The 15,164-nt window shown below is 34.8% G+C and carries 17 protein-coding genes and 2 pseudogenes; 2 read left to right on the top strand and 17 right to left on the bottom strand.

The window, feature by feature from the left end; genetic code table 11:
* Window positions 1–533 precede the first annotated feature (533 nt).
* The 12 genes and pseudogenes from IGI80_RS06930 to IGI80_RS06875 form a co-directional block, all read right to left on the bottom strand.
* Window positions 534–845 (bottom strand): annotated as a pseudogene (locus tag IGI80_RS06930) (transposase).
* 115 nt (window positions 846–960) lie between these two features.
* The gene (locus IGI80_RS06925) at window positions 961–1,188 is read right to left on the bottom strand and encodes a transposase (RefSeq protein ID WP_438723069.1); all 228 of its coding nucleotides are present in this window, start codon (window positions 1,186–1,188) and stop codon (window positions 961–963) included.
* A gap of 623 nt (window positions 1,189–1,811) precedes the next feature.
* The gene (locus IGI80_RS06920) at window positions 1,812–2,597 is read right to left on the bottom strand and encodes an NAD(P)H-dependent flavin oxidoreductase (RefSeq protein ID WP_438723067.1); all 786 of its coding nucleotides are present in this window, start codon (window positions 2,595–2,597) and stop codon (window positions 1,812–1,814) included.
* The gene (locus IGI80_RS06915) at window positions 2,594–3,379 is read right to left on the bottom strand and encodes an SDR family NAD(P)-dependent oxidoreductase (RefSeq protein ID WP_438723066.1); all 786 of its coding nucleotides are present in this window, start codon (window positions 3,377–3,379) and stop codon (window positions 2,594–2,596) included. Before IGI80_RS06915 ends, IGI80_RS06920 begins: the two co-directional genes overlap by 4 nt.
* Complete coding sequence (locus tag IGI80_RS06910; protein WP_438723064.1) at window positions 3,372–3,665, bottom strand: hypothetical protein; 294 nt, start codon at window positions 3,663–3,665, stop codon at window positions 3,372–3,374. Before IGI80_RS06910 ends, IGI80_RS06915 begins: the two co-directional genes overlap by 8 nt.
* Window positions 3,649–3,990: a hypothetical protein gene (locus tag IGI80_RS06905; protein ID WP_438723063.1), complete on the bottom strand. Its 342-nt coding sequence runs from the start codon at window positions 3,988–3,990 to the stop codon at window positions 3,649–3,651. Before IGI80_RS06905 ends, IGI80_RS06910 begins: the two co-directional genes overlap by 17 nt.
* Window positions 3,991–3,995: 5 nt before the next feature.
* A complete protein-coding gene (locus IGI80_RS06900) occupies window positions 3,996–5,132 on the bottom strand; it encodes a thiolase family protein (protein ID WP_438723062.1) in 1,137 nt (378 codons plus the stop codon).
* A 9-nt stretch (window positions 5,133–5,141) separates the two neighbouring features.
* Window positions 5,142–6,443 carry an AMP-binding protein gene (locus IGI80_RS06895; RefSeq protein WP_438723060.1) on the bottom strand — a complete coding sequence of 434 codons (1,302 nt, stop codon included), beginning with the start codon at window positions 6,441–6,443 and terminating at the stop codon, window positions 5,142–5,144.
* Complete coding sequence (locus IGI80_RS06890) at window positions 6,440–7,009, bottom strand: biotin transporter BioY (RefSeq protein ID WP_438723058.1); 570 nt, start codon at window positions 7,007–7,009, stop codon at window positions 6,440–6,442. Before IGI80_RS06890 ends, IGI80_RS06895 begins: the two co-directional genes overlap by 4 nt.
* A gap of 32 nt (window positions 7,010–7,041) precedes the next feature.
* Window positions 7,042–7,221, bottom strand: coding sequence for a hypothetical protein (locus tag IGI80_RS06885; protein WP_438723426.1), 180 nt, complete (start codon window positions 7,219–7,221; stop codon window positions 7,042–7,044).
* 120 nt (window positions 7,222–7,341) lie between these two features.
* Window positions 7,342–7,671: a hypothetical protein gene (locus IGI80_RS06880; protein ID WP_438723057.1), complete on the bottom strand. Its 330-nt coding sequence runs from the start codon at window positions 7,669–7,671 to the stop codon at window positions 7,342–7,344.
* 951 nt (window positions 7,672–8,622) lie between these two features.
* Complete coding sequence (locus IGI80_RS06875) at window positions 8,623–9,048, bottom strand: hypothetical protein (protein ID WP_438723055.1); 426 nt, start codon at window positions 9,046–9,048, stop codon at window positions 8,623–8,625.
* A 437-nt stretch (window positions 9,049–9,485) separates the two neighbouring features.
* Between IGI80_RS06875 and IGI80_RS06870 the strand changes: the two genes are divergently transcribed.
* Both IGI80_RS06870 and IGI80_RS06865 read left to right on the top strand, forming a co-directional pair.
* On the top strand, window positions 9,486–9,713 hold the full coding sequence (locus tag IGI80_RS06870) for a transposase (protein WP_438723053.1): 228 nt from the start codon (window positions 9,486–9,488) through the stop codon (window positions 9,711–9,713).
* A 4-nt stretch (window positions 9,714–9,717) separates the two neighbouring features.
* A pseudogene (locus tag IGI80_RS06865) lies at window positions 9,718–10,140 on the top strand (transposase).
* A gap of 509 nt (window positions 10,141–10,649) precedes the next feature.
* Here the strand turns inward: IGI80_RS06865 and IGI80_RS06860 are convergent.
* The 5 genes from IGI80_RS06860 to IGI80_RS06840 form a co-directional block, all read right to left on the bottom strand.
* A complete protein-coding gene (locus tag IGI80_RS06860; protein ID WP_438723052.1) occupies window positions 10,650–12,326 on the bottom strand; it encodes a glycoside hydrolase family 13 protein in 1,677 nt (558 codons plus the stop codon).
* Window positions 12,326–12,745, bottom strand: coding sequence for a PTS sugar transporter subunit IIA (locus tag IGI80_RS06855; RefSeq protein ID WP_438723051.1), 420 nt, complete (start codon window positions 12,743–12,745; stop codon window positions 12,326–12,328). The genes IGI80_RS06860 and IGI80_RS06855 overlap by 1 nt, the downstream gene beginning before the upstream one ends.
* Before the next feature lie 213 nt (window positions 12,746–12,958).
* Window positions 12,959–13,798, bottom strand: a complete 840-nt coding sequence (locus IGI80_RS06850) for a PTS system mannose/fructose/sorbose family transporter subunit IID (protein WP_438723049.1) — start codon at window positions 13,796–13,798, stop codon at window positions 12,959–12,961.
* Complete coding sequence (locus IGI80_RS06845) at window positions 13,791–14,582, bottom strand: PTS mannose/fructose/sorbose/N-acetylgalactosamine transporter subunit IIC (RefSeq protein WP_438723048.1); 792 nt, start codon at window positions 14,580–14,582, stop codon at window positions 13,791–13,793. Before IGI80_RS06845 ends, IGI80_RS06850 begins: the two co-directional genes overlap by 8 nt.
* A gap of 106 nt (window positions 14,583–14,688) precedes the next feature.
* The gene (locus IGI80_RS06840; protein ID WP_438723047.1) at window positions 14,689–15,162 is read right to left on the bottom strand and encodes a PTS system mannose/fructose/N-acetylgalactosamine-transporter subunit IIB; all 474 of its coding nucleotides are present in this window, start codon (window positions 15,160–15,162) and stop codon (window positions 14,689–14,691) included.
* Window positions 15,163–15,164: the final 2 nt, after the last annotated feature.

The following is a 15,164-nucleotide window of genomic DNA, read 5'->3' as shown; positions in this document are numbered from 1 at the left end:
AAATAGCTATACTGATAAAAAAAGAATATTCCTGTAAAAACGATTATGAAATAATTAGGGATTAAAAACAAAACACAAGTAGAAACATGGTTGCGTTGGTACCGTAACGGTGAGAATCATTGGTTGGTTCAACCAGTTGTAAAACAGTATTCTTATAGAAAAGGTCCAGAAAATCAATCCAATGAAAAGCAGCTTAAAATGAAAATAAATACTTAAAAATGCACATTAAAGTGCTAAAAAAGTACAAAGAATTGGAAAGGATGTGGAACCAGAAATATTTGTAGAATTAGTCAAAAGAATGAAAGGAAAATTAACCATTACTGCATTGTGTCAACTTTTTGGGATTTCGTGAGCGGGACCCTGCAAAAGTTTAGTTAACGGTCGGATAGATTACTTCCTTTCTTCGCATCAAATTATTGAGGAGTTATCATAAATTTTGTATGGATTCTTTTGTTTGGATAGTAGTCTTCTAAATAATCTTGGATCAACACCTTCATCTCTATTTTACTTTTATACTTGTTGGGTTCGATTAATTATCGTTTGATTGATCGATGAAACGATTCGATTACCGCATTGTAAATAGGAGTTCCAGGTTGTCCCATTGAATGTGTGATGTGGTGGTCGGTCGACAGCTCTTGACAGCTAAGAGACCGATATTGGCTACCTCTATCGGAATGAATTACCGTAGGAAATTCTCATTTATAAATTTGTAATGAATTGATGACAATTTCTTTTTTCATGTTTGAATCCACCATATAGCAAAGTGGAATACGAGTTGCTAAGTCAATGTAGGTGAACAAATAAAGGCGAGCATCATTACAAGGAATGTAAGTAATATCTGTCACCCAAACAGCATCGATTTGGCTCTGTTCAAATTGTCGATTCAATAAATTTTCTTTTACTATGCTTTTCCTCTGCCATAAGAAGATTGTCGTCGATGAAATCCTTTTGCGCATAAATTCATTCTACGCATAAGGATTGCCATAACACGTTTATTGGTTTCGATTCCCTCATCATAAAGCTGTTGAGCGATTCTTGGAGTCCGTATCGACGATATTCTGAAACCCATCGGGAAATTGTTAGACGAGATATGTTGTACTCTTCAGATATTATTTTGGTAGCTACTTTCTTCTCAAGGATATCCCGTAAAATCTTTAGTTTAAATTCACGATCATATGTTTTTCTCAATAGAGTTCATTCCTTCCGGTAATGTAACTGATAGTCAAGAAAAGTGTACCATAGTCCCTATTGGTATTTGCACTTGATAATTCACTAATTATGACTGGATCTTTTAGGATCTCAAACAATTTCATTATTTGAGAATTATCTGATATTTTGAAAAATTCGTTGTAATAACCAACTGTACTCGGTAATACACTATTGCAATAGTTAACACGGATTCTTCCGATCCAATAATGAGGGTCTTTAAAAGTTGGAGTTCTTCAATCTTGCTTATTGTCCCAATGTGCACATCCAGTAAGAATACCTCCGCTCCCCCTTAAAACCACCAATTGCCGCACTGATTCCAATATTATCAGCACAAGTATATCCATCTCTACCGAAAACAGTTTTCATTTCCTTATTTGCATCATATTTAACACATCCTGACTTTTATTTTGAACAATTTCTTGTTCTAAAATCAATTTATCATGTAAAATGCAGGAATTGTTAGAATACTCATAAGACATAGATATCACATCAAACCTTTTCTTCGTTCATGAGATGCTTTGGAGCAATTAATCATGGTAATTTTATGTTTAATTGTTGGTGATAAAACATAGAATCTTGTAACCCATGTACTTCTTCCCTTATTATTTCACTAGCCCCAAATCAGCTAAAATTTCAGACACACTAGCAATTTTAGTGACTTTATTAATTCCTTTACCGCAGGGAATACAAGTTTTTTTTGTTGTAGCTATTCGTAATTTCAGCTGTTGTTCAGTCAAAATCACTTTTGTTTCACTGACTTCCTTTGCTAGCAATACTTTACTAGTTTGCGGTAATGAAGATTCTTGACTAATAAGAAAAAGCGTACCTACTTGAATACCAGCAGCGCCATTTTGCAAATGTTTTTCTATACTATCTCCGTCCGCAATGCCTCCCGCTGCAACAACTGGTAAATTTGTTATCGGTAAAATTTCAGATAAAAGGATTTCCAGCGGCACCTCACCAATATGTCCTCCCGCTTCGCTTCCTTCTGCTACCAGACAATCTACCCCAGCACTGATAACTTTTTCAGCTTGTTTTTTGCTACCAACAACCGCAATGACTTTGATATGATTTTCTTGCAGCCGGTGAATTATATCTGATTTGAAACCAGCACTAACACTAACAATGGGTACGTTTTCTTCAATAATAACTTCCACCAACGCTTCAACATTTGATTGTTGCATCATTAAGTTACAGGCAAAAACATTACAGGTTTTATCTTTTACGTTTTTAATTTCCTGCCGCAATTCTACTGGTGTCCGCCCATAAGAAGTCAGTGTCCCTAATGCGCCACTTTGAGAAACCGCGGCAACAAGCTCGGAGTTAGAAATGCGGGCCATTCCGCCTTGAATAATCGGACATTTTAAATTAAACAGTTTAGTAATCATCTTTGGCCCTCAATTTCAAAAGGGACTTTAATTGCTGGTTGATAAACTTCAATCTTATAACCGTTTACGGAAAAAATTTGACCAGTTCCTGTTTGAGGTAAGTTGGCAAGTTGATATACACTTTCAGCTACTTCGGCAGCCGAACCGATTTTCCAAGATGCAGGAAACGGTTGCCGTTTTTTTTTGCAATAGTTACTGGTTTTTTCAATAATCGGCGCCGTCATATCAGTCAAAGCAGCCGGTGAAATAGCATTTACTTCAATTCCAGTTTTTTTCCCTTCTAACGCTAAAGTTTTACTTAATCCAATCAATCCTGCTTTACTGGCAGCATAATTCCCTTGTCCGAAAGATCCATCAATACCAGCTAAAGATGTCATGAAAAAGATTTTTTTCACTCCAGTTTGGGTTTGCATTTGTTGAAAAATAGCCTGCGTCATTGAAAAAGTGGCAATTAAATTAACCGTCAGAACCTCTTGCCATTGCTTTTCTGACATTTTGCTAAAGCTTTTATCCTGACAAATTCCGCTGTTAAAAATATAAATGTCGATCTTACCAAATTTATCAAGAACTTTTTCAACGAAAACCTCACTGGCTTTAGCCTCTTTAATATCCAATGTTTCTATATATAGCTTTTCTTCCCCAAGATGGTCTTGCCGCAAAGTATCAGTGTGCTCTCTTTTGCTGGAAAATGTAGCTACTGAGCAACCATTTTTTAAATAAGTTTCAACCAACGCTCGCCCAATTCCTCGAGTACCTCCCGTGATTACCACCATTTTAGACATTTCCAATTACTCCTTCTCCAACTTTTTTCCCACAACACCATACTTCAAACATATGATTATCTTTTCCAAATAACTCAATTTGTGTTTCAACCATTATCTTAGCTAAAAAATAATATGAAAAGTTTCGAGTTTCTTTTAATTGCCATTTTTCTATCAAAATTTCTTCAATGCATGCCATAAGCTGAATACCAAAAATTACTCCTGTTTGATGAATAGGATTTTCGTCTCTCGAAAAGGCATGATAAGCTTTTAAATCCTCCTGCGAAAAACTAAATACTGCTAACAATTTTAACGTAGATCTTGGTTTTGCATTCAGCATATAACATGTCTTCCTTTCTAATTTGTAACGAATAAGTCCAAAAAGCAATTTTTTCTTTTGCTATAGTTTCAGTTCTCACTAATGACACATCATATTCTTCATCTAACTGTATTTCGTTTAAGCAATCAATGTGTTGTTCCACTAATAAATGCTCTTTATCCCTTAACTCAGGAACAGTAAAATAGCTCCATAAAGTTAATAAGAAAGCTTGAGGCCAATTTGAACCCTTATACCCAGTTATTTGTTTATACTGACTGACTTCAGAAGCAGAAATATGAATTTGTTTTTTCATTATAACTAAACCTTTCGTAGAAGTAGTGAGGTGCCTTGACCTCCACCGACACACATCGTGACTAAACCTGTTTCTAATTGCTGTTTTTGTTGTAATTCTGTTAATAAGCGACGAACTAATATAGCACCTGTTGCACCAAAAGGATGACCAAAGGCCAACGCTCCACCAGAAGAATTGATTCGCTCTTTTGGCCACTTTCCTACACTCACACAGGCTATAGTTTGAGCGGCAAACGCTTCATTTACTTCGATACGATCGATTTCTGCAATACTTAGCTGATTTTTTTGCAATAATTTTTCAGTGGCATAGACTGGACCTAAAATAAATTCTGCTGGTAATATACCAACAGATGTACCATCGATAATTTCTGCTAAAGGTTTGATCTGATAAGTTCGACAAAAGTTTGCATTGGCCACCAGTAAAAAAGCAGCACCGTCGTTTAAGGGACAACAATTTCCTGCTGTTAATGTGCCATTTTTTTGAAAAACCGGAGGTAAAGCAGCTAACTTTTCCCGACTTGTGTTAGGACGTGGACTTTCATCTTCGGTAACCGTTCGAAAAGGAGTTATCTCATTTTGAAAAACACTCGCTATTTGGGCTGCTTGATATTTTTTTTGACTTTGGTAAGCGTACTCATCTTGCTCTTCACGACTGATTTTTAATTTTTGTGCTAACTTTTCGCAAGCTTCCCCCATCGCTGGATCACCATAGCTTTCAATACTTAAGGGTGCTCTAGCTAAAATTTGTGGATTACTGCCATAAAGTCGCTTGGGACGTTCCATCAACCAAGGAGCACGACTAGTGCTTTCCACACCACCACAAGCAATACAGTCGGCCATGCCGCTTTTAATCTTTGCCGATGCCAACAAAATACTTTCTAACCCTGAAGCGCATTGGCGATCAATGGTGAATGCTGGAACTTCAACAGGTAACCCCGATGCTAAAGTTACTCTACGCCCTAAATTCCCACCACCACCGACTACATTACCAATAATTACTTCATCGACGTTATGCAGATTGTTCCGTTGCAACAGTTCTTTTAGTAAACTTCCACCTAATTCTTCTGGTGATACTTTCGCTAAAACGCCACCGTATTTACCAATTGGTAAGCGGGTAGCATCAATAATGTAGACTGATTCCATTTTATGCTCCTATAATTTGTTTAATTTTTTTCCACTATCTCCATAAGCCAGTAGATTGACTGTCAAGATGGTATCAATTTTCCCTTTGCTATACGCAGTTTTTGCGATAAATTGATTTACTTCCGCTAATGAAAGCGGCTGGTCTTGCCACACTATCTCTGCGATTACTCGTTCGCCTAATTTTTCATCTGGTCGACCATAAACTACTGTATCTTGAATTTGCGGTAATTTTCGTAATAGCTTTTCTATCTGCAAGGGAAAAATTTTTTCTCCTTTACGATTGATTCGCTCATCTTTTCTACCATAATAATAAAGCTCACCAGTATAGCTCCCTAAATCACCAGTTGCAATTGCATTTTGTGGAGGATAAATTTTTCCTTTTTTCAAATATCCTTGAAAATTTATAGGACTTTCAACAACTATTTCTCCCACCCCATCACCTTCATCTTGCAAAGTAACCTTCACTTTAGGAAAAGTTTTGCCTACACAATGTTCATCCGGAAAAGGTTGGTAATTGTAACTAATAAAACTCGTTTCTGACGCACCATAAAAATCAAATAATCTAGCTTGCGGACATTTCGCTACAATTTTCTTTCTCTGAGTCAACGTGACAGTTTCACCACCTAAGATGATATCAAAGTTACCATGTTTTTCTTGTTCTACTTCTTCCAACCCATGTTGAAACACCGTCGGTACTGAAAAAAGCTGGAGATTATTTAAAATTGTTGACGTCAGTAAAGGATCTGTTAACTTTTTCACTCCGACTAAAAAAGTTTGTCCGGAGCATAAAGTTTGTAAGAGTACATATAAGCCTAAGGAATAATGCAAGGGCGTTAAACAAGTCACGTATTTTTTTGGTTGAAAAACTGGAATGGAATGAAAAATTTTAAAGCTTTCCAGCCAACTAATTTGATTGCGAATAAATCCTTTTCTCTCACCAGTTGTCCCCGAAGTAAACCCAATAAAAAGCGTATCTTCAGGAAAAATTAGAGGTGGTCTATCTGATTGAAAATAAACAAATTCTCTTCCCCATAATATCGAAGTGGAAAATTCTCGAGAAAGTTTTCTTGCGTATTCTAATGTGTTTTCTGATGACAAAGGTACAAAAATTTTTTTCGCTAAAATGCAACCGATCAGTTTATAAATCGTTTCAAGCTGCGGCTTCATAGGAAGAAATACCACTGGTTCAGATAATTTTTGAATTCTTTGTTGATACTTCTTACTGATTTTCTGTAACTCTCCATAGCTAATTGCTTGATCATGATCTAACAGCGCAATTTTTGCTGAAGGTATTTTATCAAAAGGAATCATTTTTCTACCCCAAGGTAGGTGAATTTTTGTAATCGTTGATGAATAATCGCCGCGATAATTGCTTTAACCGTATCAATCGGAACAAAAAAAGCTGCCATTTTCAAACCTGTTAGCCATGAAACATGGCTATAATATGCCAGAGAAAAACTTCCCATAAAATCAATAAATAGAGTACCGCCAATCAAGTATGCTAACATGATTTTCCAAAAACTTTGTGTACCTAATTTTTCCAAAATCAAACAAATAATTACGGAACAAAACAAATAGCCTACTAAAAATCCACCACTAGGACTCAAAAAAATTGCAGCGCCTCCCCGACCACCAGATAATAATGGCAACCCTATAAAAACTAAACTTAAAAAAAGCCCCGTCGTCAGCACGCCGTATTTTTTCCCTAAAAAGCCTCCCGCTAACATGATGATCATATTTTGTAAAACTACAGGTATCCCTAAAGCTGGAACTGGAATTGCTACCATGCCTGAAACTATTGTTAAGGCTAAAAATAACGCCATTTTTGCCATAGTATCAGTACTTAATTCTTTTGATGCTTTTATTTTCGTTTTCATTTTTATGCTTCCTTTTCCACATTTTTTAATTTTCAGCTAAAGCAATGGTAAAACCTAATTCCCATCTTTATATCGGTAGCAATCGTAATGTCATCTGTAGTCAACATATCTCCCGAAATAGCAGCGTTTGCTCCTGCTTGAAAACAGGCACGACCTTTATCTGCTAAAAGTTTTCGGCCACCAGCTAAACGAATAAAGACATTCGGTAGAATAAAGCGTTATAACGCTCCGATTTGGTAAACTTTTTCTATCCCTAAAGGCACGCGATTTTCATATTCTGTTTCTAAGATTGGATTTAATATATTTATAGGAACACTTTCAATACCTAATGACTATAAAGAAAAAGCCAGATCAATTTGGTCTTGCCAACTTTCGTCCATTTCAAAAAGTCCACCACTGCAAACAGTCATTCCACAAGCTTGTGCTGCCTTAATTGCTGTTACTTTATCGTGAAAAGTATGGGTTGAGCACATTTCTGGAAAGTAATTTTCTGACGTTTCTAAATTATTGTGCATCCGTGTCATGCCAGCTTGATACAACCGATGATATTGTGTTTCTTCTAATAAACCCAATGAATCGCAAATTTTTACTAGTAATTCTACATTCATTTTTTCAACAACATTACACAGTTGATTAACGTCTCGAGTATTTAATTGTTTCACAGAAGTGGCAATTGAATACCGTAAAGCGCCTTGCTCCCCATTGTATTTTCTCTAACCATAAATTTTTTCCATTAGCAAAAGTGGATACTAAGGTACCACTGCTTGGCACTCCACTGATTACACACAAAATTTACAATCTTCATTACACATACCACTTTTAGCATTAATAATCGTACATAAATCAAATAGGTTGCCTCAAAAATAATGGCGAATTTCATTGGCTGCCTGTGTCACTTCTGCTAGTGGCTTTTTGCAATAATATCGCTACTTCTTTTTTTGAAAGCTGGTCTTTGTTTTTTTACCTTTTCTTTTAACTTCTTCACTTTACTCATTTAACTTTTGAATCCAATCTCTTTCTTTTGTTAACCAAATTATAAATTGTGGTTAACAATAAAATATCACACTTATTTCCACTTGGCAATAACTTTTGTTGTAAAAAAAAATAATGATATTCAGCTAATATTAGATATAAATATAAAAAAGACTTTTACTTGTTAAAAAAGTTTAAAAAAATCCCTCTCCAAATTAACTATGCATCTATTAGCAATCCAACATACAATTCGAGTATTTCTAACGTTAGCATCGTACTACGGGTATGCCTCGAGTTTAATCTAATGGTAACTCCCTTTTTCCTTATATAATTTTAGATAAAACAGCACAGCAAACAAGAAATGATAGGCTCCCTATAAATCCTGCAAATAAAAAGTCAACCATAAATTACTATAAGGTTCATCTATTTTTGAAGGCACAACAAATATAACCACCGAAAATCGCTGGTTTCAAATTGATTCTTCCTGGATAGTATTATTCGATTTCTGGGAGAAAAAATAGATATTCTTTTACTCGTCCGTAATAGATACGTAAAAATTTATTTGCACCTGCAGTCATATAGACATAGTAAGATTTTCCTTAAGCTCTTTTTCTTGAAATGAACATATAAACAGGCTCGTCTTAAGTTGAGCTTTTCACTAAGACATTCATTACTTGGAAAAGTGTCTTGCGAAGCTGAGCAGATCCACGCTTACTAGTACGGACACCTTTCATTGCCATGATCACATGGTATTCGGTCAATTGAGCCATTTGTAAACGAAGCTGCTCAATCGCCTGCATAATCAACGTTTTTGTCATTCGATCTTTTGGTAAGATAGCAACCAACTCTTTGGACTCTTCATAAATTTGTGCAGGTTTATTTGGCTGAAAATCATAACCTTTACATCTGTAAAACTTCTGATATCGTTCGATGAAAGCAGTAAAAGACATGTTTCTAACACAATCAACATACCAAAAAATTGTGACAAAATCGACCCATTTCTGGCTCCCGTTACTTCGAACGGGATTGGCGAAAAAAGCATTAACTCCGGGGAAAGTTTGATCCAAAAGATAAATAAAATTATTTTTGTGTAGTGACCCCCAAAAGTTAAACTTTTGGGGGTCACTACATCTTTAATTGTCTTAACTCCCTTCAAATAATAAATTCTACATAGAGAAGAGAATCTACTTCCTATTTTAAAAAGACTTATTTTCCTATTTTGAGAAAAGAGAAGAGAAACAAAATCCTTAAAAATAGTTCCCCTATAAGGAGGTTTCTATGTAGTTAAAACTATTATAACTAAACGTAAATAAAATAAATTACATAATTATTATTTCTATTTATTCAAATAAAGTAGTCTATCTAAGCAACTATGTTAAGTATTATACAAAAAATGCGAATAACGAGTCTTTTTTGAGAGTGTAATATTAACTGTGTAAGTAACCACTGGGCTATGGTACACTTTTTTGACTATCAGTTACATTACCGGAAGGAATGAACTCTATTGAGAAAAACATATGATCGTGAATTTAAACTAAAGATTTTACGGGATATCCTTGAGAAGAAAGTAGCTACCAAAATAATATCTGAAGAGTACAACATATCTCGTCCAACAATTTCCCGATGGGTTTCAGAATATCGTCGATACGGACCCCAAGAATCGCTCAACAGCTTTATGATGAGGGAATCGAAACCAATAAACGTGTTATGGCAATCCTTATGCGTAGAATGAATTTATGCGCAAAAGGATTTCATCGACGACAATCTTCTTATGGCAGAGGAAAAGCATAGTAAAAGAAAATTTATTGAATCGACAATTTGAACAGAGCCAAATCGATGCTGTTTGGGTGACAGATATTACTTACATTCCTTGTAATGATGCTCGCCTTTATTTGTCCACCTACATTGACTTAGCAACTCGTATTCCACTTTGCTATATGGTGGATTCAAACATGAAAAAAGAAATTGTCATCAATTCATTACAAATTTATAAATGAGAATTTCCTACGGTAATTCATTCCGATAGAGGTAGCCAATATCGGTCTCTTAGCTGTCAAGAGCTGTCGACCGACCACCACATCACACATTCAATGGGACAACCTGGAACTCCTATTTACAATGCGGTAATCGAATCGTTTCATCGATCAATCAAACGATAATTAATCGAACCCAACAAGTATAAAAGTAAAATAGAGATGAAGGTGTTGATTCAAGATTATTTAGAAGACTACTATCCAAACAAAAGAATCCATACAAAATTTATGATAACTCCTCAATAATTTGATGCGAAGAAAGGAAGTAATCTATCCGACTGTTAACTAAACTTTTGCAGGTCCCATCTGACTATTGTCCCACTATCTTATTCCGTGAAAATTAAATTTTCTATACCTACTCATTGGCAATATTTCAGGGTTTTCTAGAAACAAAACAAGTCAGTTTAACAATCGGTCGAACATTATTTTTCAAAATTACTGCGGTTTTTTACTTTCCACCACTAGTATACTACAATTTATGCCTTTAATCCTTCATGGTGAGTAGGTTCGCGAAGTCATATATGTTCCAAAACTATTTAATATGACTAATACTATTAAAAAACTACTCCTAGGAACCACTCTATTTATTAAATAGGAAATACATGTGTTTAGTAAGAAAAGAAAGAGAGAATTTATCAGTAATACCCATGATAGATCAATGCTTCGTAAGGTCTTAAAGTAATAATTTTGGACAATACCCTCGAAGAATCATAGTAGTTTGATAAAAGTAATTTGAAGTTATCTAAGTTAAACTCATCAGGCACTTCATAATTTACTTTGTATTTTGAAAATGAGCAAATGACAATTAATTTTTCATTGTTGTATTCGCGGACATAACTATATATGTCTGAATCTGTTTCATTAATCAAACGATAATCACCTTCAATAATCACTTCATAATTTTTACGTAATAAAATTAATTTTTTGTAATGATAAAAGACTGAATTTTTATCATTTAAAGCATTCTCAACGTTAATCTGCTTATTATCTGGAGAATAAGTAATCCAAGGAACTGTTTCTGAGAAACCAGCATTTTCTTCACCATTCCACGGCATTGGTGTCCGAGCATTGTCACGAGATTTCAAATAGGAAACTTTTTTAATATATTCTTCAGTTTCACCATTTTCTCGCATTTCTTGAATAAAATATCTTGTTTCAATATCTTTATAGTCCTCTAAAGAAGGAAACGGCACATTTTTCATCCCAATTTCTTCCCCCTGAAAGACATAAGGCGTACCCTTCATCATATGCAACAATGTTCCTAGCATCTTACTCGATTCCACACGATAGTTTTCTTCATCACCAAAGCGGGTTACCATACGAGGTTGATCATGGTTATTTAAATAGAGGGAATTCCATCCGTTTTTTAATTGATATTGCCATTTTGTTAACGTGTCTCGCAAATCACTCATTTTAAAACGAATATCAGAAAATTTTCCGTATTTTCCATAATCCAAATGCATATGATCAAAATGAAAAACCATATTTAATTCTTCTCTTTCTGGATGAGTATAAAGCTTGGCTTGTTCACTATTCGTATTTGGCGTTTCCCCAACAGTCAGAACGTCATATTTACTTAATACTTCTTGATACATCTCGTGCAAAAATTCATGTACACGAGGACCGTTGGACGCACCCGCATAATAGGATTTGGTGTACGCTAAGCTCGGATCTTCTGGATAATCGGGACTCTTACTGATTAAACTTATAACATCCATTCGAAAACCATCTACACCCAAGTCAAACCAATCTTTCATCATATCAAAGATATGTTGACGTACCGCGGGGTTCTCCCAATTCAAATCTGGCTGTTCTTTCGCAAAACAGTGCAAATAGTATTGCTTACGGCTCTCTACATATTCCCAAGCAGGACCACCGAATGTGGAACCCCAATTGGTGGGTGCGGAACCATCTTTTAAAGGCTCTTTCCAAATATAAAAGTCCGCGTAGGGGTTGTCTTTGCTTATTTTGGATTGCTTAAACCATTCATGTTGGTCGCTTGTATGATTCACGACTAAATCAAGAATTATTTTAATCCCCAGTATATGTGCTTCTGTTAATAATTCTTTAAAGTCTTTAATATTTCCATATTGCGTTAAGGTTTTTGTATAATCACTAATATCGTAGCCATTATCTACTAATGGTGATTCAAAGATTGGATTTAACCAAATCACATTGATGCCTAATTTTTTTAAGTAGGGTAGCTTTTCAATGATTCCTTGAAAATCACCAATCCCATCATTATTCGAATCCTTGAAACTTTGAGGGTAAACCTGATAAACAACGCTACTCTTCCACCATTTTTCCTCCATTACTCATCATCCTCATCCATTTCCTGCGCTTTTAAATAGTCATTAACATATATAAGTTGATTTCTTGCTTCTTCGATTGCTTCATGAATCCTCTCTTTTGAAAGCTTATTTTCTCCTAATTGTAAAATAATAGTAATGATTAATGGAAGATTCACTCCAGTGATTAACTCAATTTTACTTTCTGATAATTGTTTAACAAATTCTTGATTTACTGATCCGCCTAATAAGTCAGTAAAAACAAATATTTGTTCATCTTTACTAAAACCTTTTAAACTTTTTATAATTTGTGATTCTATAGAAATGTTATCAATATATGCATTAATGTCAATCACTTTAACTGTATTCGGTACAATATATTCTAAAGTATCTTTAAACCCTTTTGCCAAATAATGATGTGTAGCGATAATAATTTTTTTCATTTATATAACCATTCCTTTCGCATTTCGCTTAAGGCACAACACCCAATGAAAAGAAATTTTTTTCCTCACGAAACTTTTTGTAGTAAACTTTTTTGAAGGTTTAAAATCATAAAAATACAAAGGGGCAAAATATCACCCCAAAAAAAACTTCTCTTCTTAACAACAAGTTGACTTATAAAGTGAATATCTACGTTTTATAACCGTATCCATTTATTATGACGCTACACCTAATACACCGAAAAATGCACCAATCAATGAAAGAACAATGATAGAAAAAATCACTTTTAAGAATCCCCATTTTTTCTTTTCCATCAACCAATAAACAATAAGTGTTAACAAAACAGGTAGCAATGCAGGTAAAATCTTATTAAATATTTCTTCTTGTAAACCTAGAGAAACATCACCAAAAGTAAATTTAAGTGGTGTATAAACTTTAACAACTGTTGCAATCAAACTTCCTACGACAGTCAACCCCATTACTGATGCTGCTTCCGTAATGGTATTTAATTTATCTGCCATATCTGTAATCAAACGAGTTCCTGATTCATAACCTAAATCAAATAATTTTATTCTCATCCATATTAAAGCAACATTTAAAACTATCCATATAATCGCACCTAAAGGATTACCATCTAACGCCATATATCCACTAATTGACCCCATAATTGTTGGATAAAGCACCCATAAAAGAGAATCACCTATACCAGATAACGGACCCATTAACGATGTTTTAATTGAACGAACCGCTTCTAGTGCCCCTGTTCCTTCCTTTTCTTGCATTGCTATATCTGCACCGATTACGAGAGGACCCATATATGGTGTAATATTAAAATATTCGTATTCCATTTTCATAGCTTCAACATAGTCATCATCATTTTTGTAAATTTTACGAAGTGAGCGAGCTATTGACCAAGCATATCCCGTTCCTTGCAAAGTTCCATAGTTTACATTATTACTTCCAATAAATGACCAACGCCAAGCGGCATTTCTACGTTCTTTTTTTGAAAATGTTTTTACTTCAGACGATACTGTTGTGTTTCTATTTTTATTCATCAAAGTCATCTCCCATCTCGATATTGATTGCCTCGTCAGTAGAGACCACCAGTTTCTTACTTGTCAGTTGGTTATACGTATATATTGCTAAAGAAAATCCAATAATTGAAATTGCCAGAATCGGCATTGAGGCATAAGCAGCCATTACAAAACCAACCAATAATGCCCAAATATAGCGGCCTGTGGGCATATAGCGCATTAACATTGCTACCCCAACGACTGGTAGCATTCCACCAGCAACGTTTAGCCCCGTTGTTACCCATTGAGGAACCCATTTAATAATTGATTGAACTGCTGTTGGTCCAAATGCAACTAAAATTATCATTGGAATAAAAGCTTGCATTGCTACTAACAAAATACTTACAAAATTAATTGTTTGCATTTTCTTGAATTCTCTTTGTTCTAAATATTTTTTTGATTTTTCAGTAATAAATGAGTTTAAAGTACGTGTTAATACATCTAAATTAATTGCTAAAATACCAACTGGTAGGCCAATTGCAACTGAAGATCCAACATCTAATCCAGTGCGTGCATTTAAATAAATAGCTACAACTGTTGCTAACGCATAATCTGGAACCGATGATCCCCCAAGGGCAGCAACTCCTAAACTCATTAGTTGAAATGTTCCTGCAATCGCTAATGCTGTTGGGAGATCTCCCATAATCAACCCAGCAAATAATCCTACAGTTACTGGCCAAGTGTTCATGATTGTAATACCTCGATTATCAATCAAAGCATACATTGGTAATAAAATAATTAGGATATTCTGTAAAAATTCAGGCATAATAATTTCCTCTTTTCAATTTTATCGTATTCTGTACGTCTTGTTTAATAACAAAAATTTATGTCAATCGCTCCTTAGTCCTTCTAATTCTATAAAACTTATATATCTATAAGAATTTTGATAATGGTTCTTCTTTATCTGATGGTGTAAATTGATAAGATATTGAAATACCCTTATCAGATAATTCTTTAAGTTGGCGCAACTCTTCTTCCGAGGCGGCAAAGCTTTTTGCATATTTTTTTCGATCTTCCCGATCTAGCATTATCCCAATATTTACTTTTGGTATCTCTACCCCATTATTCACTAAATCCAGTAACACTTGTACATTATTCACTACGAGTAATACGTTGTGGTTGTCGTACTTTTTCGCTTTAAAATTGGTGATTGCTGTTTCTGTATCAATTAAAGACATTCCAGTCCCTGCTGGCTTACTCATACGCATTGCTGCTTTTCTAGCCTCATCTCCTGCCACAACATCATCAACTACCATAATCCGTTTTGCTTTCACTGCACTTGCCCACTGTGTCACAACAATTCCATGTACTAACCTTTGATCAATTCTTGCAATAATTACTCCCATTT

The sequence above is a fragment of the Enterococcus sp. DIV1420a genome, assembly GCF_051712165.1.
Lineage (GTDB): Bacteria > Bacillota > Bacilli > Lactobacillales > Enterococcaceae > Enterococcus > Enterococcus faecalis.
This window is presented reverse-complemented; position numbering and strand designations above follow the sequence as displayed.

Excerpts from the sequence above, each read along its gene's own strand:
- IGI80_RS06840 (WP_438723047.1), bottom strand. The coding sequence starts at position 15,162 with ATGGGAGTAATTATTGCAAGAATTGATCAAAGGTTAGTACATGGAATT.
- IGI80_RS06900 (WP_438723062.1), bottom strand. The coding sequence starts at position 5,132 with ATGGAATCAGTCTACATTATTGATGCTACCCGCTTACCAATTGGTAAA.
- IGI80_RS06860 (WP_438723052.1), bottom strand. The coding sequence starts at position 12,326 with ATGGAGGAAAAATGGTGGAAGAGTAGCGTTGTTTATCAGGTTTACCCT.
- IGI80_RS06845 (WP_438723048.1), bottom strand. The coding sequence starts at position 14,582 with ATGCCTGAATTTTTACAGAATATCCTAATTATTTTATTACCAATGTAT.
- IGI80_RS06895 (WP_438723060.1), bottom strand. The coding sequence starts at position 6,443 with ATGATTCCTTTTGATAAAATACCTTCAGCAAAAATTGCGCTGTTAGAT.
- IGI80_RS06915 (WP_438723066.1), bottom strand. The coding sequence starts at position 3,379 with ATGTCTAAAATGGTGGTAATCACGGGAGGTACTCGAGGAATTGGGCGA.
- IGI80_RS06920 (WP_438723067.1), bottom strand. The coding sequence starts at position 2,597 with ATGATTACTAAACTGTTTAATTTAAAATGTCCGATTATTCAAGGCGGA.
- IGI80_RS06850 (WP_438723049.1), bottom strand. The coding sequence starts at position 13,798 with ATGAATAAAAATAGAAACACAACAGTATCGTCTGAAGTAAAAACATTT.
- IGI80_RS06890 (WP_438723058.1), bottom strand. The coding sequence starts at position 7,009 with ATGAAAACGAAAATAAAAGCATCAAAAGAATTAAGTACTGATACTATG.
- IGI80_RS06855 (WP_438723051.1), bottom strand. The coding sequence starts at position 12,745 with ATGAAAAAAATTATTATCGCTACACATCATTATTTGGCAAAAGGGTTT.
- IGI80_RS06905 (WP_438723063.1), bottom strand. The coding sequence starts at position 3,990 with ATGAAAAAACAAATTCATATTTCTGCTTCTGAAGTCAGTCAGTATAAA.